This window comes from Neorhizobium sp. T6_25 (assembly GCF_002968555.1).
Lineage (GTDB): Bacteria > Pseudomonadota > Alphaproteobacteria > Rhizobiales > Rhizobiaceae > Neorhizobium.
The window spans coordinates 187,200-204,607 of the sequence record NZ_PVBL01000006.1 but is presented as its reverse complement, the minus strand read 5'-3'; the positions used below and the strand labels follow the sequence as shown (position 1 = coordinate 204,607).

At 63.5% G+C, this 17,408-nt stretch carries 13 protein-coding genes; 1 reads left to right on the top strand and 12 read right to left on the bottom strand.

The genetic code is table 11. The features are described from left to right. Nucleotides 1-112 precede the first annotated feature (112 nt). Nucleotides 113-1,471, top strand: a complete 1,359-nt coding sequence (locus tag C5L10_RS10750; protein WP_105429651.1) for an MFS transporter — start codon at nt 113-115, stop codon at nt 1,469-1,471. Nucleotides 1,472-1,542: 71 nt separating this feature from the next. Here the strand turns inward: C5L10_RS10750 and C5L10_RS10745 are convergent, their stop codons facing one another. The 12 genes from C5L10_RS10745 to C5L10_RS10690 form a co-directional block, all read right to left on the bottom strand. Further along, nucleotides 1,543-2,454, bottom strand: coding sequence for a dihydrodipicolinate synthase family protein (locus tag C5L10_RS10745; RefSeq protein WP_105429650.1), 912 nt, complete (start codon nt 2,452-2,454; stop codon nt 1,543-1,545). Nucleotides 2,455-2,509: 55 nt separating this feature from the next. Continuing rightward, complete coding sequence (locus tag C5L10_RS10740; RefSeq protein ID WP_105429649.1) at nt 2,510-3,652, bottom strand: Xaa-Pro peptidase family protein; 1,143 nt, start codon at nt 3,650-3,652, stop codon at nt 2,510-2,512. 104 nt (nt 3,653-3,756) lie between these two features. Beyond that, the gene (locus tag C5L10_RS10735) at nt 3,757-5,007 is read right to left on the bottom strand and encodes an FAD-binding oxidoreductase (protein ID WP_105429648.1); all 1,251 of its coding nucleotides are present in this window, start codon (nt 5,005-5,007) and stop codon (nt 3,757-3,759) included. A gap of 36 nt (nt 5,008-5,043) precedes the next feature. Further along, the gene (locus C5L10_RS10730) at nt 5,044-5,760 is read right to left on the bottom strand and encodes a GntR family transcriptional regulator (RefSeq protein WP_105429647.1); all 717 of its coding nucleotides are present in this window, start codon (nt 5,758-5,760) and stop codon (nt 5,044-5,046) included. A 90-nt stretch (nt 5,761-5,850) separates the two neighbouring features. After that, on the bottom strand, nt 5,851-6,756 hold the full coding sequence (locus C5L10_RS10725) for a DMT family transporter (protein ID WP_105429646.1): 906 nt from the start codon (nt 6,754-6,756) through the stop codon (nt 5,851-5,853). A 78-nt stretch (nt 6,757-6,834) separates the two neighbouring features. Beyond that, the gene (locus C5L10_RS10720; protein ID WP_105429645.1) at nt 6,835-8,163 is read right to left on the bottom strand and encodes an FAD-dependent oxidoreductase; all 1,329 of its coding nucleotides are present in this window, start codon (nt 8,161-8,163) and stop codon (nt 6,835-6,837) included. Between the two features lie 95 nt (nt 8,164-8,258). Beyond that, nucleotides 8,259-10,367 carry a beta-galactosidase gene (locus tag C5L10_RS10715; protein ID WP_105429740.1) on the bottom strand — a complete coding sequence of 703 codons (2,109 nt, stop codon included), beginning with the start codon at nt 10,365-10,367 and terminating at the stop codon, nt 8,259-8,261. A 109-nt stretch (nt 10,368-10,476) separates the two neighbouring features. After that, on the bottom strand, nt 10,477-11,268 hold the full coding sequence (gene otnI, locus C5L10_RS10710; RefSeq protein WP_105429644.1) for a 2-oxo-tetronate isomerase: 792 nt from the start codon (nt 11,266-11,268) through the stop codon (nt 10,477-10,479). 12 nt (nt 11,269-11,280) lie between these two features. Continuing rightward, the gene (locus C5L10_RS10705; protein ID WP_105429643.1) at nt 11,281-12,987 is read right to left on the bottom strand and encodes an ABC transporter ATP-binding protein; all 1,707 of its coding nucleotides are present in this window, start codon (nt 12,985-12,987) and stop codon (nt 11,281-11,283) included. 10 nt (nt 12,988-12,997) lie between these two features. Beyond that, nucleotides 12,998-14,188, bottom strand: coding sequence for an ABC transporter permease (locus C5L10_RS10700; RefSeq protein ID WP_105429642.1), 1,191 nt, complete (start codon nt 14,186-14,188; stop codon nt 12,998-13,000). A gap of 10 nt (nt 14,189-14,198) precedes the next feature. After that, complete coding sequence (locus C5L10_RS10695; RefSeq protein ID WP_105429641.1) at nt 14,199-15,185, bottom strand: ABC transporter permease; 987 nt, start codon at nt 15,183-15,185, stop codon at nt 14,199-14,201. Between the two features lie 109 nt (nt 15,186-15,294). Then, nucleotides 15,295-17,403, bottom strand: a complete 2,109-nt coding sequence (locus tag C5L10_RS10690; protein WP_105429640.1) for an alpha-amylase family protein — start codon at nt 17,401-17,403, stop codon at nt 15,295-15,297. Nucleotides 17,404-17,408 lie beyond the last annotated feature (5 nt).

Sequence of the window (17,408 nt, the reverse complement as noted above, 5' to 3'; positions counted from 1 at the left end):
AAGACGGTGCGGTTCGCCGTAATCATCAGGTTTTTTTAGCCTTGTTCCTTGATCTCGGGGGCATGTTGATCAACATTTCGGGGGCGAGGCGAACTATCGCCAGGAGGAATTCATGACCACGGTCGCCAATCCCGCGTCAACAGGCCCGACATCGTCCGGCCTCGAAAGGGACGCCCGCCGCATTCATGACGACAAGCCGATTTCACCGGGCAGCATCGCGCTCGGTGTGATCATCGGCCGCATGTCTGAATTCTTCGACTTCTTCGTCTATGGGCTCGGCTCCGTCCTCGTCTTTCCAAAGCTGATCTTTCCGTTTGCGCCGACCCCGGTCGCCGCAACGATGATGTCGTTCGCGATCTTCCCGCTCGCCTTCATGGCGCGGCCCGTCGGTTCGTTCGTCTTCATGTGGATCGACCGCAATTATGGACGCGGCACCAAGCTGACGATCGCGCTGTTCCTGCTCGGCGGATCGACGGCTTCGATCGCCTTCCTGCCGGGTTACGACACGATCGGCTACTGGGCGGTGGCATTGCTGGCACTGTTCCGCATGGGGCAGGGGTTCGCGCTCGGCGGCGCCTGGGACGGGCTCGCCTCGCTCTTGAACCTCAACGCGCCGCCCAACCGGCGCGGCTGGTATGCGATGATCCCGCAGCTCGGCGCACCGATCGGTTTTGCGCTGGCGAGCATCCTGTTCGGTTATTTCGTCGCCAATCTCTCGGAAGCGGATTTCATTGCCTGGGGGTGGCGTTACCCGTTCTTCGTGGCGTTTGCGATCAACGTCGTGGCGCTGTTCGCACGCCTGCGCATCGTCGCCAGCAAGGAGTTCGGCTCGGCGCTCGAAGCCAACGAGCTGCAGGCCCGGCCGATCTTCGAGATGCTGAGCAAGCATGCCCATGACGTCGTGCTCGGCGCGTTCGTGCCGCTCGCCAGTTTCGCCATGTTCCATCTGGTGACGATCTTCCCGTTGAGCTGGGTGACGCTCTATGGCGGGCAGTCGGCGGCGGAATTCCTGTTCGTGCAGGTGCTCGGCGCCGCCGTCGGCATCGTCGGCATCATCCTGTCCGGCCTGATCGCCGACCGCATCGGCCGCCGCAGCCAGCTGATGATCGGCGCCGTGATCATCGCTATCTTCTCGTTCTCGGCGCCTTTCCTCCTCGATGCCGGCGGAAAGGGGCAGGATGCCTTCATCATCATCGGCTTCGGCATCCTCGGCCTCTCGTTCGGCCAGGCCTCAGGTGCCGTCTCCTCGCGCTTCGGGCAATATTACCGCTATACGGGCGCGGCGCTCACCTCCGACCTCGCCTGGCTGGTCGGCGCCGGTTTCGCGCCGCTGGTGGCGCTCGGACTCGCCAGCAGTTTCGGCATCATCTTCATCGGCGGATATCTGATCTCCGGCGCGATCTGCACGATCGCGGCGCTCAGCCTCAGCCGGGTTCTGGACCAGAGCGGCGAGCCTGGCGGTCAGCGGTAAAAGAGAAACGAAAAAAGCCGGGCGCAAGCCCGGCTTTTTTGAACGCGAATATTGAGGGTCCCATCCCGGTATCAAGCAGCCTTCTTGGCAAACGTCGGCCGCGTCGCGGCGGCCTTTTCCACCATCGCGGTCACTTCAGCACGGCGCGCACCCGTCAGCGGCATGCGCGGCATGCGCACGCGCTCGGAGCCGCGGCCCATGATCTGCTCGGCGAGCTTGATCGACTGGACGAGGTCGTGCTCGGCATCGAGATGCAATAGCGGCATGAACCAGCGATAGATGGCACGGGCCTCGACCCAGTCGCCGCGATTGGCTGCGGCCACCAGGGCGACGGATTCCTGCGGGAAGGCGCTGGTGAGGCCGGAGACCCAGCCCTTGGCGCCGAGCATCAGGCCTTCGAGCGCCACGTCGTCGAGGCCGGCGAAGATGTCGAAGCGGTCACCGAAAGCATTGATCAGGTCGGTGAAGCGGCGCGGATCCGGCGCGCTTTCCTTGACGGCCTTGATGTTCGGCACGTCTTCGAGCTGGCGCAGTACGTCGGCGCCGATGTTGACGCGATAGGCAGGCGGGTTGTTGTAGAGCATGATCGGCAGCGAGGTGGCTGCGGCGACGGTCTTGAAATGGGCGACCAGCTCTTCCGGCTTCGGCACATAGACCATGGCCGGCAGCAGCATCAGGCCATCGGCGCCGAGCTTTTCGGCATCGCGGGCATAGGCGACGGCGCGGCGGGTGTCGAATTCGGACACGCCGGTCACGACCGGTACGCGGCCGTTCACCACTTCGACGGCGGCCTTGAGGATGGCGCGCTTTTCTTCCGGGTCGAGCGAGTTGTTCTCGCCGCAGGTACCCATGACGATCAGGCCGTTGACGCCGTCGTTGACGAGCGCGTCCTGCACGCCCTGGGTGGCCTTGAGGTCGATCGAGAAGTCTTCGTTGAATTGTGTCGTCACTGCGGGGAAAACGCCGCTCCAGCCTGTGGTCATGAAATGCACTCCTCTGGTTGATGGGTGATAATATGCGCGGTCGTGCCGATATCCGTCACGCGAAGGGCTCAGCCGGGCCCTTCGCCGGCTCCGTGAACCATTGCGGCCCGGTTTCGGTCATGTGGATATGGTCTTCGAGGCGGATCCCGAAACGGTCCGGGAAAACGATCATCGGTTCGTTGGAGAAACACATGCCCGGTTCGAGCGCGGTCGCATTGCCGCGCAGGATATAGGGTTCCTCGTGGATCTCCAGACCGAGCCCGTGGCCGGTGCGATGCGGCAGGCCCGGCAGGATATAGTCAGGGCCGAGGCCATGCTTTGCGAGCACCTTGCGGGCCGCATCGTCGAGACTGCCGCAGGTGGCGCCGAGGCGGGCGGCCTCGAAGACGGCTTGTTCCGCTTCGCGCTCGATCGCCCAGGCCCTGGCGAATTCCGGAGTCGGTTCTTCCAGCACATAGGTGCGGGTGAGATCCGAATGATAACCGTCGAGCCGGCAGCCGGTATCGACCAGGACCGCGTCGCCGGGCGCATAGACCTGGTCGCCGTCGGCGCCATGGGGAAGGGAGGTCGCGACCCCGAAGGAGACGATGCAGAAGCTTGAACCTCCGGCTGCCCCGAGCGCGCGATGCTGTTCGTCGATATGGCGCACCACGTCTGAAGCAAGCACGCCCGGTTTGATGAAGGCATGCGCGCGGCGATGGACTTCCAGGGTCAGGTTCATCGCATGCTGGATAAGGTCGATCTCGGCCTTCGACTTCCGGAGCCTGAGATCGCGGATCAGTCGGCCGCCATCGACGAGCCGCTGGGTGCCGAAGACGGCGGCAAGCTGGTGGTAGACCAACAGCGGCAGCGCGCCGTCGAGCGCAAGCTTCACATTGGCAGGCAGAAGCGAGGCGACCAGTGCGGCGCTCGCCTCATCCTCCTGCCAGACGACGATCTCGCCCGGCAGATGCGGCAGGCTTTCAACCCGGCTCCGCTCGAACCCCGGCACGATGTAGGTGACCGACTGGGGCGTCACCAGCGCCCCGAGCAGGCGTTCGCTCTGGTGCCAGACGAGGCCGGTGAAATAACGCAGGCTTTCGCTGGCGCCGAGCAGGATGCCGCCCAGCCCCTGTTTGTCCAGCGACGCCTGAAGCCGGACAAGACGCTGCCGCCGCTCGTCGTCGGTGATCTTCGGGACGGGATGCGACCAGGCCATGTCCGGTTCCTTTCGATTTCGCTGACGTTATATCCTGCTGTAGTCAGTTTGTCGACAGAGATATTCGGCACATGTAGCCGGCCGACGTTCCGCCGTCGCGACTGTCAGCGAAACCGGCGGATGCTGTAAGGTTCGACATCGAGAGCAGGCTTTCGGCGTGCGGCGATATCCGCGACCAGCCGGCCGGTCGCAGCTGACTGCGTGAGCCCAAGATGCCCGTGGCCGAAGGCATAGATGATCGCCGCGGTCGCGGTCGAGGCACTGATCACCGGCAGGCAGTCCGGCATGGAGGGACGAAAACCCATCCACTGGCGGCCGCCCTCGGTCCTCAACTCGGGCAGGAAGCTTTTTGCCTTTTTCAGCATCGCGTCCGAGCGTTTGTAGTTCGGTGCCAGCTTCAGCCCGCCGAGCTCGACGGCGCCGCCGACGCGGATGCCGGAGGAAAGCGGCGTCACCACGAACCCATGGTCGTTGAAATAAAGCTGGCGATGCAGCGGAAAGGCGCCCTGCGGCAGCGTCGTGTTGTAACCGCGCTCGGTCTCGAGCGGGGCATGGTCGCCGAGGCCGGCTACGATCATCTTTGACCAGGCGCCGCCGGCCAGCACGACCGTCTTCGCGTCGAAGACGGCGCCATCCGTCAGAACAACCCTGGCGCCGTCGTTTATCGGCTCGATGCGGACGGCCTCACCGATCCTGAGCGACGCGCCCCGGGACATGGCGTTGCTGAAGAGGGCCTGGGTAAATTCCAGCGGATCGGAGACCTGCAGGCCGGAGGGCGTGAAAATGGCGTGCCGGAACTGCGGCGCAAGACCTGGCTGCAGGCGGTCGATCTCGCCGCGACCTACTCTCTGGAATTCGAAACCCGCGTCGCGTTTCGCCTGCCAGTCGGCAGATGCGGCATTGAGGCTTGCCTCGCTGTCGTAGAGGTCGAGCGTGCCGGTCTGCCTGATCATCGCCCGAAGGCCGGCGCGTTCGACGGTTTGCAGCATTTCGCTGCGCGCCACCGGCATCATTCTGGCATGCACGCCGACGGTGCGCTCATAGGCCGGCCGGGCGCTGGCCTGCCAGAGGCGCCACAGCCACGGCACCATGTTGAGCGCATAGGAAGGCGGCAGGCTGAGGGGGCCGAGCGGATCGAGCAGCCATTTCGGCGCTTTCCACATCATGCCGGGCGCGGCGATCGGGATAATTTCCGGAAAGGCGAGAATGCCGGCATTGCCGCTGCTTGCACCCCGAGCCACCTCGCCGCGCTCGATTATCAGCACCGAACGTCCGTCGTCCAGCAGGTATTGCGCCGACATCGTGCCGATAATGCCCGAGCCGATGACGACGGCGTCGACCGAAGAGGAATTCATGTTTTCTGTCCTGTGAAGGGGATGCGAAAGGTGAGATCAGGAAGCGGCAAGATCGATCGGTTGGCCGAGATCGCGGGCGATATAATCCTGAATCTGCCGGACGATCTGCTCCGCATGCTTGATGGCGAGCCTGTCGGAACGCTCGACGTCGCGCGCTTCGATTGCGGCGATCATCTCTTCGTGTTCATCGACATATTGGCACGGCAGCCGATCATCGAAGGTACGATAATAAAGGCGCAGGATGCGCCGCCCTTCGTCGAGCAGCCGGGCGAAGAAGGTGGTGTAATAGACATTGCCGGCGAGTTCCGCGATCGCCACGTGGAATTCCCGGTTCGCCTCGATCATCGCGAAGGCGTCGTGGGCGGCAACCGCTGCAGCGAACTCCGCCTGCCGCTGGCGGATTTCGCCCATCGCCTGCGGGGTTGCGCGCATGGCGGCACCGCGGGTGGTGACGCGGTACATCAGCGTCAGCGCATCGAAATAGGGAGGCAGCGAGGCGAAATCGATCGTCGCGACGATGGTGTTGCGGTTCGGCAGCGTCGTGACAAGGCCATCGGCGGAAAGCCTCAGCAGCGCTTCGCGAATCGGCGTGCGCGACATGCCGAAACGCTCGGACAGCCGGACTTCGTCGAGCGGGCTGCCGGGGGCCAAGGTCATGGCGAGGATTTCCCGGCGCAGGATCGTATAGACGCTCTGAGTCCCGGAGCCGCGGGTGCGGGGGATATCGGTTTCTGCAGGTTCGTTCTTCGCCATCGTTCCCCGTATCTGCCTTGCAAGCCAATGCCGCAGAACAATTGCACATATTGTCGACAGGAAACAGCCCGCGCGACATTCGGCCGGGTTTTAGGATTTCTCGGCGGATATGCGACTGTGGCCATAGATATTCACCACGATGATCCCGGCGACGATGCACACGAGTGCGATGACGTGATGCGCGTCGATCCGCTCGCCGAGCAGCAGGATGCCGGCAAGCGCCGCAAGCAGCGGGGTCAGGAAGGTGAACACCGACAGTTTCGTCGCCGAATAGCGGGCGATCAGTGCGAACCAGGCGAGAAACGAAAGTGCTGCGACAACCACTGTCTGGTAAGCGAGCGAAGACCAGGCCAGCAGAGAATGCGGAACCGGAAGCGCGCCCTCGAAGATGATGGCGGCAGCCGTCAGCAGCACGCCGGACATGGCGAGTTGATAGAGCAACGTCTGCGAGGCGGGTGCCTGAGCCAGGTCGCTGCGGCGGATCGCAAGCGTCGTCAGCCCCCAGAGGATGCCGGCCGCCAGCGCACAGGCGTCTCCGAGAAACTTGCCGCTGTCGAGAGAGACCGAAGCCTGCAGCACCAGCCCGGTGCCCACGAAGGCTATGACAATGCCGATCCAGCCCGCGAGCGACAGCCGTTCGCCCGGCATCAGGAAATGTGCGCCGATCGCCACCACGAACGGCGCCGTATAAAGAAGCAGTGCCGCCCGCGCCGCATCGGTGTACCCGAGCGACACATAGAGCAGTCCGAATTCCACCGAAAACAGCGTGCCGACCAGAAGGCCGGGCCAGAAAAGGCCGGGCGTCCACTTCAGTCCCGCATGCCGGAACCAGCCTGCGATCACGACCGTAGCGCCGATCGAACGAATGGCCGACTGCCAGAACGGCGGCACTTCCGGAATGATCGCCTTGATGGCGATCTGCTGCAGAGCCCAGAGGCTGCAGAGCACGACCATGGCCGTCACGGCGAACGTATCGAGGGATTGTTTTCTTGTCATCGGTGGATCATGTCGAGCGGTGCCGGCGAATGCCAACGAAAAAGCGAGAGCGATGGATGGGAAATGCTGATTGAAGCGTCAGCCCCCGCTGATCTTGAACTGGTCGCCCTGCAATACGCCGATGATCCGCGCCGCCGAAAGCCTGCCCGCGACGATCGCGCCTTCGACATAACCCGGATAGGACGGGGAGAGCTCCGACGACGCGAAATGGACCGGCGAAACGCCTTCGTTGATGATCTCTTCGGCAGAACGGGCGCCGAGATCGACGATGACGTCGCTATAGGCGCCGCCGCTCCACGAATCGTCGACCCAGTCCCGGACATGGATGTCGCGCGGATTGCCGCCTTCGGAGCCAAAGGCTGCGCTTAGCTGCTCGCTGATGAAGGTGGTGAGCTCCTCGCGCGGCCGACCATGCCATTGCTGCGCTTCCGGCCCGCCGATGAAGACGATGAGGCCGGCATAATCGTCGTGGCTGGCGTCACAGGCATAGAGGCCCTGGGGTTCGTGCCACATGACGGCGCCGGAAAGCCCGCGCTCTCGCCAGAACGGCTTGTCGTAACTGACCTGCAGCTTGATCGAAAGGCCGGGCGCCCAGGCGGAAAGGGCCTCCTGCAGCCGCTCGGGAAGCGCGGGCGAAAACGGAAGGCGGCGGATCATCACCGGCGGCAGCGCCAGGATGACGCGTTTCGCCAAGAACCGCTCGTCGCCGGCGATGACGGTGACGCCGGTGTCGGAATAGTCGATCGCCGTCGCCGGGGTGCCGAGGCGCAGCCGGTGCCCAAGCCTGGCCGCCAGCTGGTCGGCCAGCGCATGCAGCGTGCCGGGAAGGAACATTTCCATTTCCGAATAGGTATTGGTGATGCGCCGGTCGTTCGAGGCGAGCCAGGTGAAGGCGACTTCCTCCGGCGCGCGGCACCAGAGGCCCTTGATCAGCCGCAGGAAGCTTTTCCGCACGTCGTCCTGCACGTCGTCCTGTCGGGCCACCCAATCGGCCACCGTCAGTTTCGCCAGGTCCGGATCATCCGGATCGGTGGCGATCATCCGGTCGCGAAGCGCATCGACCCCCTGCCAGCGCGCGAAACCCTGTTGCGGCGGGACCGGCGGCCGGTAGATGGGCTCCCCGTCATAGTGGGTCATGACCGGCGTCTTGCCGTGTTGCTCGATGAGGGCCATCAGCTCGCCCATGTCGCGACAGAAGAACTGCCCGCCGGTATCGACCCGGGTGCCGTCGGGCAGGGTCTCCGACTCGACCTTGCCGCCGACCCGATCGCGCGCTTCGAGCAGCAGCACGTCGAGCCCTGCCGCGACAAGCTCCAGCGCGGCGCTCAGGCCCGTAAACCCCGCGCCGACGACGATGGCATCCCGCTCAGGCATTGTTTTCTCCGACAATCTTCCTGCCCTTGCCATTACCGCAAGCGTTCGGGCACGTCCATGAGGCTGGAAGGGAGAGGTCGGAATCATGCCGCCCTCGGGCATTGATGCCTGAGGGCGGCGGACCGGTGTCATTCGAGCGGCAGGATCAGGACGTCGCGGGCCGGCACCTCGATCTTGCCGCCGTCATGGGCGTGTCCGATCGGCCAGACCGCCTTTCCAGTAGCGAGCCGACCATGGCCTTCGACGAGCTTGACCTCGGTCGCCTGCGCCGCGCGGGTCGGGTTGACGAGCCAGAGGAAGCTGCCTTTTTCGCTCTTGTGGATACGCGCGAACAGCGCCTTGTTCGACAGGGCCGCATGCGGCGTGCAGCGGCTCCAGCGCAGCAGTTCGGCGAAGAAGGTGCCGTTCGCCTTCCCCTGCGATTTGAAATAGGCGACCGACGGATTGGTGCCGATCAGCAGCGTCCGGCCCTTGCCATAAGCGTTCTCGACCACGGCAAGCCGGCCGTCGTCGAAATTGCCGCGCGCAGTGCCGCCGGCAAGCACATAGGATTGCAGGAAACCGCCGCCATCGACCGCCGCTTCGTCCAGCTTGAAATGGATGCGGTCGCCGATATCCGGCATGAACTCGACCTGATCCTCGCGGGCGCCAAAAACCTTGTCGAGGCCCATGTTCGGCTGCACCTGGCCGACATGGCCGCGGTCGCCGAAATAACCGGGGCAGGCTTCTGCGATCAGCGTGCCGCCGTTTTCCACCCAGGCGGCAAGGCGTTTTGCCTGCTCGGCGGTGAACATGATCGGATAGGGGAAATAGAGGCGATCATAGGCGTCGATATCGTCGATATGCACCCAGTCCGGCTGGACACCGTTTTCGAGGAAGGCGCGATAGGCGCCCCACATCGCCTCCGGATAGGGCTTCTCCTTGCGGTCGTAGTTCAGCAGGTAATCCCATTCCTGCGTCTCGGGAACGACGAGGATGCCGATTTCGCCGCGCACCGGTTTTGCCTCCCAGAGGGCGGCCTGCGCCGGGTCGTTTGCCCATTTCGCCATGTCGCTCTGCATCTTTGAGCGTGGCGTGCGGGCGCCATCCATGCCGTAGGCGCCGAAGGCACCAAAGAGCGGGCCGTCGAGCAGCGGCCGCCAGCGCAGGTTCAGCACGCCGCGGGCGCCGCCCGCAAACGAGGTCATGCTCCACAGGCGGATATCCTCGGGCTCGGCCACGCGGCCGTCATCCTTGTCGCGGCCGATCACCTGCGGCTGCAGCCACAGCGGTCCGCCCTGTCGCTCGGCATGCCAGAAGGGTTTTCCACGCGCGGCGGCGCGGTTGATATCGACGCCGTACCAGTTCTTCCAGGCTTCCGACCCCTTGCGGGCCTGGATCCAGGTAAACCCGTAGATCTCGACCTTGGAGGCGGCCAGCCAGTCGTCGCAGCCGTTTGCCGCCATGTTGGGGATCGCGCCGGATATGCCGTGGGCGGCGATGGTGTTCTTCGGATCGACGGCGCGGATGGTGTCGATGCGCCATTGCATCTGGTCGTAGAAATTGTCGCGCTTGAACTGCAGCCAGTCGATGCATTCCGGATAGGGCGCCATGTGAACCGGCGGCTCCACATCCTCCCATTCCGCATAGCTGTAGCGATGCCAGGCCTTGCCGAGCACTTTCAGCGTGCCGTATTTCTTCTCCAGCCAGGTGCGGAAAGCGGACTTGGTGTAGCTGCTGTAGTCGACATCGGCGGAATAGTTGCACTCGTTCCAGACGTCGTAGCCGTAGATCGCCGGATGATCCTTGTAGCGGGTGGCGAGCGCCGTCAGGAACCTGCCGGCCGCTTCCTTCACGTCCGGGCAGTTGAGCGTCAGGGCGCCGGCGCCGCCGCCATTGTTGGAAAAGCCGCCGGTTGCGGCCGAGACGCCCATATAGGAGCCGAGCTTGGTGCCGTCGGCATTGACCTGCAGCGCGTCGGCATATGTGCGGACCGCCCAGTCGGGCACGGCATGGATGAGCTCGGCAATCACCGTCTTGATGCCGTTCTCAGCCGCGAGGTCCATCTGCCGGTCGTATTCCTCCCAGTCGTAGACGCCGGGCGCGGTTTCGATCGCACTCCACATGAACCAGTGGCGGAAGATGTTGAGGCCGTCTTCGCCCGCCGTTGCATAGTCTCGCTCCCAGTCTTCGCGGGGCGGATTGGACTTGCGGAAATAGACGGCGCCGTAGGGGAATTGGATATCGTTTCTGAGCATGGTCCTGTCCTTCTTCATCGATGTTCGGACATGGCTCCGCCCTCCGGAGAAAGGCTCCGGTCTGGAAGTGGCGTCGATGGTGTCCGGTTAGTTCCGAAAAGCGTTGATCTTAGCGGGGCCCTCCAGGGAGATGGGGCTTCATCCACGTGAGGCCGTCGCTGGTGCCGGCCTTCGGCCTGTATTCGCAGCCGACCCAGCCGTCGTAGCCGAGGCGATCAATTTCGCGCAGTATGAAATCGTAGTTGATCTCGCCGGTGCCCGGCTCGTTGCGGCCGGGATTGTCGGCGATCTGCACATGGGCGATCCTGTCCTTCAGGCGGATGAAGGTCGGGATCAGGTCGCCCTGCATGATCTGCATGTGGTAGAAATCATACTGGATGTAGAGATTGTCGGAGCCGACCCTGTCGAGGATGCGTTCCGCATGATCGGTCGTCGACAGGAAAAATCCGGGAATGTCGCGCAGGTTGATCGGCTCGATCAGCAGCTTGACGCCGGCATCGGCGCAACGCGGCGCGGCATATTTCAGGTTGTCGACCAACACCTTTTCAAGAGCATCGGCGTCGGTACCCTTCGTCACGAGGCCGGAGATGACGTTGACCTGTTGGCAGCCGAGCGCCTTGGCATAATCCAGTGCCAGGGCGATGCCGTCGCGGAATTCCTGGATGCGGTCCGGCAGGCAGGCGATGCCGCGCTCGCCGCCGGCCCAGTCGCCCGAGGGCACGTTGAAGAGCGCCTGGACCAGACCGCTCGCCTTCAGCGCATCGACGACCTTTTCCTTCGGCTCGGCATAGGGGCCGAGATATTCGAGCCCGCCGAAACCGTCCTTCGCGGCAGCGGCAAAGCGATCGAGAAAGGGCAGATCCTGGTAGAGGAAGGAGAGATTGGCGGAGAATTTCGGCACTGGCACTGTCCTTTAGGAAACGGGTGCGACGAAGCGGTGCCGGTGCAGCATGCGCTTGTCGCGGGGGTCTGGATTGGGAACGGCGGAAATCAGGCTCTTGGTATAGGCCTCCCGCGGCGCGGTGCAGATCTGCTCGGCCTCGCCGAGTTCGACGATCTTGCCGCGATGCATGACGGCGACACGATCGCAGAAATAGCGCACGACCGAAATGTCATGCGAGATGAAGATGAAGCTGAGGTTCAGCCGCTGGCGAATATCGAGCAGCAGGTCGAGGATCTGGCTGCGGATCGATACGTCGAGCGCTGACGTGGCCTCATCGGCGATAATGATTCGCGGATCGAGCGCCAGCGCCCGGGCAATACCGATGCGCTGCCGCTGGCCGCCGGAAAAGGCATGCGGATAACGTTCCATGCCCATCGGATCGAGCCCGACGAGGCGCATCAGTTCGGCGACGCGTTCCTCGAGCGCCTTGCCCTTGGCGAGACCGTTGATGATCAGCGGGTCGCCGATCACTTCCTTAACCGTCATGCGCGGGTTGAGCGAGGCGAACGGATCCTGGAAGACGAGGCGGACTTCCCGGTGGAAGCCGCGCAGCTCCTTTTTGGTCAGGCTGGTGACCTCGACTTCGCGGCCATCCTTGTTGCGGTAGACCACGCTGCCCGTCGTCGGCTCGACGGTGCGCAGGATCAACCGGCCGAGCGTCGTCTTGCCCGAGCCGCTTTCGCCGACGATACCGAGGTTTTCTCCGGGATAGAGATCGAAATTGGCGTCATCGACCGCCCGCAGCGAATTGGTTTTGCCGTGCCAGCCGAACGTCTTGCCGAGATTGCGGACCGAAAGGATCGGCCGCAGTGGCTGCGATGAGGCGGCCACCGCCGGCACCCTGCCTTCGATATGGCGGGTGAGCTTCACCGTCGAGGCGAGAAGCTGGCGCGTATAAGGATGCTGGGCGTCGTGATAGATTGCATCGACCGGACCGCGCTCGACGATATGGCCGAAGCGCATGACGGCGACGTCATCCGCCACTTCGGCGACGATGCCCATATCGTGGGTGATCAGCAGCATCGCCATGCCGCGCTCTACCTGCAGCCGCTTGATCAGATCGAGGATTTCGGCCTGGGTGGTGACGTCGAGCGCCGTGGTCGGTTCGTCGGCGATCAGGATATCGGGATTGCCGGCAAGCGCCATGGCGATCATCGCCCGCTGCCGCATGCCGCCGGAAAATTCGAACGTGTAGCGGTCGGCCATCTGTTCCGGATTGGGGATTTCCACCTGGCGCAACAATTCGACCGTTTTCGCCCGCGCGGCGCGTTTGTCGAGATTGCTGTGCAGGCGAACGGCTTCGGTGATCTGCGAGCCGATCGTATGGACCGGCGACAGCGAGCTCATCGGTTCCTGGAAGATCAAACCGATCCTGCGGCCGCGGATGGCGCGCATGGCCTGGCCATCCGGGTCGAGCCTGGCGATATCGGTGACCGCGCCGGCGCTTCGCAACAGGATGCGCCCGCCGACGATGCTGCCGGGCCTATCGACGATCTGCAGCAGCGAACGGGCAGTGACGCTCTTGCCCGAGCCGCTTTCGCCGACGAGGCAGAGCGTCTGGCCGCGCCTCAGCTCGAAGCTGACGTTCTCGACTGCATGCAGGATATGGGTCCGCAACCGGAAATCGATCGAGAGGTTTTCGACGGAGAGGACGGTGTCTTCGGCAGGATCGGTCATGGTTTCCTCCTCAATTGTCATAGGGGTCGGCGGCATCGCGCAGGCCGTCGCCGAAGAAATTGAAGGAAAGCACGGCGACGATCACCGCAAGCGAAGGCCAGATCAGCAGCCATGGCGCGGTCGCCACCGTGCGGATGTTCTGGGCGTCCTGCAGCAGTACGCCCCAGCTGACGACCGGCGGTTTCAGGCCGATGCCGAGGAAGGAAAGCGAGGTTTCGGCAACAATCATGGTCGGCACGGCAAGCGTCACGACGGCGAGAATATGGCTCGTCAGCGACGGCAGGATATGGCGGAAGATCAGCCGCTTCTCGCTCGATCCGTCGAGGACCGCGGCGGTGACGAAGTCTTCGCTGCGAAGGGCGAGGAAACGGCCGCGCACCTCGCGCGCAAGACTGGTCCAGCCAAGCAACGAGACGATGATGGTGATGACGAAATAGACGTTGACGGGTGACCATGTGAGCGGGATCGCCGCCGCAAGGCCGAGCCATAACGGGATCGTCGGCATGGCGCTGACGACCTCGATGACGCGCTGGATCACCGTATCGATCCAGCCGCCGTAAAAACCCGATATCGAGCCGAGTACGACGCCGAGGACGAGAGACATGACGACGCCAACGAGACCGATCGACATGGAAATCCGGGTGCCATAGACCAGCCGCGAGAAGACGTCGCGCCCGAGGCGGTCGGCGCCGAGCAGATACATTGGATCGCTCGGATTGATCGGGCCGATCAGGTGGCGGTCCATCGGGATGAGGCCCCAGAGTTCGTAGCGCGGGCCTTTGACGAACAGGCCGACCGGCACGACCTTGGTGTCGTCGACGACGAAGGTACGGCGCAACGCCACCTTTTCGATCTCGACCTTGTAGCCCTTCACATGGAAATTGAACTCGGAACTGCCGTCCGGCTTTTTGACGAAGAAGCTCAGGCCCTGCGGCGGCGCATAGGTATATTGCGGCCGCGACGTGGCGGGCAGGCTGGGTGCCAGGAATTCGGCGAACAGGCCGATCAGATAGAGGATCACGATGACCGCGCCGGCAAACATGGCCACCTTCTGGCGGAGAAGCTTTCCGGCGATCAGCCTCCAGGGGCCGACCGTTGCGGTCGAGACGGTCTTTCCGGGTTTGAGCGGACTGATCGAGGGGCCGTCGGCGACGGTGTGAGCGGGGCCGGAATAGGTTCCGAATGTTTCGTGCGTGCTCATGCGGCCTTCCTCAATTGAACCGGATGCGCGGATCGAGCAGCGCCAGCAGCAGATCCGATAGCAGCATGCCGACAAGGGTGAGGGCGCTGAGGAGCAGGATGAAACTGCCGGCGAGATACATGTCCTGCGATACCAGCGCCCTGAACAATAGCGGCCCGGCGGTCGGCAGGTTGAGGACGATGGCGGTGATCGTCACGCCGGAGACCAGATGCGGCAGCACCCAGCCGATCGCCGAGACGAACGGATTGAGGGCGATGCGCACCGGATATTTGAGGATGACCTTGTATTCCGGCAGACCCTTGGCGCGGGCGGTGATCACATAGGGCTTGTGCAGTTCGTCGGTGAGGTTGGCGCGCAGGACGCGGATCAGCGCTGCCGTTCCCGAAGCGCCGATGATGATGATCGGGATCCACAGATGGGCGAGGAAATCGCCGACCTTGGCGAGGCTCCAGGGGGCCTCGGCATATTCGGGCGAGTTGAGGCCGCCGACGCTCTGGCCGAGATAGCGGTAGGCGACATACATCAGCACCAGCGCCAGGATGAAGTTCGGCACGGCAAGGCCGATGAAGCCGAGGAAGGTGAAGACGTGGTCGCTGATCGAATGGCGACGGACGGCGGAATAGATGCCGATCGGCAGCGCGACGATCCACACGAACAGCAGGCTTAAGAGCGAGATGACCAGGGTCGAGCCCATCCGGCCCCAGATCAGGCCGGAAACGGGCTGGTTCCATTCGAACGAATGACCGAAGTCGCCACGACTGACGATGCCCCAGATCCATTTGAGATACTGGATGTAGAAGGGGTCGTCGAAGCCGTAGATTTCCTTCAGCCGCTCGATCTGGGCCGGATCGACGGCCTGGCCGCTGTCGCTCATCGTGGCGATCATCGACGTCAGGTAGTCACCCGGCGGCAGCTGGATGATCAGGAACGATATCAGCGACATGCCGAACAGGGTCGGGATCATGTAGAGCACGCGCTTGAAGATATAGCCAAGCATCGGATTAGTTCTCCTCCCGTTGAAGACGCCGCTCCGGCGCCACCTTCGGATCTCCATCCGCTCCCGGCCCCTCCAGGCCGAAAACGTTCCTCCATTTTAGTCTCCCACCCTATTTCCAGGTGAGATGCAGCACTTCCAGCCGCTCTATTCCCGGCACATCCACTTCCGCGCGTCCGTCCTTCATGCTGAAGCTTGCTGCCCGGTCTGCAACGACCAGCCAGGCCTTCGCAACTGATTTGCCGCTCGGAACTTCCACCGAAACGGTCTGGGCCGCCAGTGGATAATTTTCCCGTATCGGGCCTTTCATCATCATCGGGTTGGTGAGGTTGAAGAGGCTGAGGGCGATACCCTCGGCGTTTTCCCTGAGCGCGAGGTCGATGACGCCCGGGCCTTTGACGGTGACGCGCGGGGTCTTGCCGAGCGCCCAATGGACGGCGTTGGACAGCAGGCGGGCGTGATCGACGGCAAAGACTTCCCAGAATATTTCGCCAATATTCCAGGGGATATAGACAGTGCGGCCACCCCTGCCGGTTTCGCGGACGATGACGGCCGCCCCCTCCGGGTCTTTACGCGGATAGACTTCCTCCATCGGAAGATCCGGGAAATCGGGAACGTAGAGGACGGGCGTTTCAGCGCCCGCAGCCGGCTCGACATGGATCAGCCTTGTGCCGCCCATGATCCGCTCGGCGCCGTCGAAGCCCTTGTTGACCGGATGGTCGCCGGATAGTGCCACATAGGTGTTCTTGACGATGCCGCGCGGGCCAGAGACGAATTTCGCACCAAGCACGTCCGACAGGCCGAATTCGGACCGCGTCTTGCCGAATTCGTCGCGAAGCGAGGTCTCGTAGGAGGCGACGACGCTGCCTCCGCGCGCCACATAGGTACGGATCGCCTCGTTCTGCGCATCCGAAAGGCAGGAGGCATTGGCGAGGATGATCACCTTGAAGCGGTCGAGATTGTCCCGGGTGAGCACCTGATCGGACAGAAGTTCGAAGGGCAGGCGTGCCTCGACCAGGGCATGGTAGATGCCGAGGTCGTGTTTCTCCGCCGCGTGGCGTTCTTCCGGCGCCCAGTGGCGCAGGGTCGTCGACGGGTCGATCACTGCGATCTCCGCCGTCGGAGTCATGCTTTCGAGCACCGGCTCGACGGCCGATTGCAGCACAAAAGCCTCGGCGACCGGATCGACCCAGCGCTTGTCGGGCACCACGCCGTTGAATTTCGTGAACCAGGCGAAAAGCCCGTGGGCCGTGCCGTTGTTGATCCAGAGCTGCATCTCCTCGCCCGAGGTCACCGCATCCTTCCAGCGGTATTCCTCCTCCGGGCCGATCGAGGTGATCAGCACCACCGGACGATCGGCAAACGTGGCGCGGATGCGCTTGCCGTTGCGCCCCGCCGACCAGCCGAGCTCCAGCCCCTTGCGGCCCTGATGGTCGACGACGAGGAAGGGGCAATGTTTGGTGATGACGGAGAGGTCGAACTCCATCAGCGACGCGCCGCTCATGTTCGGGATGAAGCTCGCATGCGGCCGGATGGCTTTGACTGCGTCGTCCCACTGGGCGATCATATCGGTCAGCACGCGGCGGCGCCATTGCAGCCAGGCCTGCCAGGCGGGGTCCTCGGCATCCGCCTTGCTGGGCAGGGCATGGCCGGTCATGTCCTTGAAACGGCGGGCGCTGTCCTGGCTGTAATCGACGCCGTGACCTTGCCAGCGATTGGCGAAGATCGCGTCGATATCGTATTCGCGGACGATCTCTTTCACCACCTCCGGCATGAATACCGAGTTGTAGTCGCCATAGGCATTGGTGACCCAGACATCCGGATAGGCCCAGTGGCGGCGCGGTGTGCCGTCGGCATTGATCATCACCCATTCCGGATGAGCCCTGGCCGCATCGTCATGAATGGCATGCGGATCGACGCGGGCCATGACATGCATGTCGAGCTTGCGGGCGGCACCGACCAGCGCGCCGAAAATATCCCTGTCGCCCAGATACTGGCTGACGTAGTGATAGGGAACCTTACTTGGATAGTAGGCGATGTAACCGCCGGCGCTGAGGCATACGGCGTTGGACTTCGTGCGCTTGAAGACATCGATCCAGAAGGCCGGATCGTATTTTTCCGGGTCATCCTCCACGAAGGTCAGCTGGGTCCAGCGCGTTGCGGTCCTGTACCAGTCGGGAGTCCGCAAGGTGTCGGTGTTCTGTCGTCTCGACTCGAGCATGATAG

Excerpts from the sequence above, each read along its gene's own strand:
- C5L10_RS10700 (WP_105429642.1), bottom strand. The coding sequence starts at position 14,188 with ATGAGCACGCACGAAACATTCGGAACCTATTCCGGCCCCGCTCACACC.
- C5L10_RS10730 (WP_105429647.1), bottom strand. The coding sequence starts at position 5,760 with ATGGCGAAGAACGAACCTGCAGAAACCGATATCCCCCGCACCCGCGGC.
- C5L10_RS10715 (WP_105429740.1), bottom strand. The coding sequence starts at position 10,367 with ATGCTCAGAAACGATATCCAATTCCCCTACGGCGCCGTCTATTTCCGC.
- C5L10_RS10690 (WP_105429640.1), bottom strand. The coding sequence starts at position 17,403 with ATGCTCGAGTCGAGACGACAGAACACCGACACCTTGCGGACTCCCGAC.
- C5L10_RS10725 (WP_105429646.1), bottom strand. The coding sequence starts at position 6,756 with ATGACAAGAAAACAATCCCTCGATACGTTCGCCGTGACGGCCATGGTC.
- C5L10_RS10735 (WP_105429648.1), bottom strand. The coding sequence starts at position 5,007 with ATGAATTCCTCTTCGGTCGACGCCGTCGTCATCGGCTCGGGCATTATC.
- C5L10_RS10705 (WP_105429643.1), bottom strand. The coding sequence starts at position 12,987 with ATGACCGATCCTGCCGAAGACACCGTCCTCTCCGTCGAAAACCTCTCG.
- C5L10_RS10740 (WP_105429649.1), bottom strand. The coding sequence starts at position 3,652 with ATGGCCTGGTCGCATCCCGTCCCGAAGATCACCGACGACGAGCGGCGG.
- C5L10_RS10695 (WP_105429641.1), bottom strand. The coding sequence starts at position 15,185 with ATGCTTGGCTATATCTTCAAGCGCGTGCTCTACATGATCCCGACCCTG.
- C5L10_RS10745 (WP_105429650.1), bottom strand. The coding sequence starts at position 2,454 with ATGACCACAGGCTGGAGCGGCGTTTTCCCCGCAGTGACGACACAATTC.
- C5L10_RS10720 (WP_105429645.1), bottom strand. The coding sequence starts at position 8,163 with ATGGCAAGGGCAGGAAGATTGTCGGAGAAAACAATGCCTGAGCGGGAT.
- C5L10_RS10750 (WP_105429651.1), top strand. The coding sequence starts at position 113 with ATGACCACGGTCGCCAATCCCGCGTCAACAGGCCCGACATCGTCCGGC.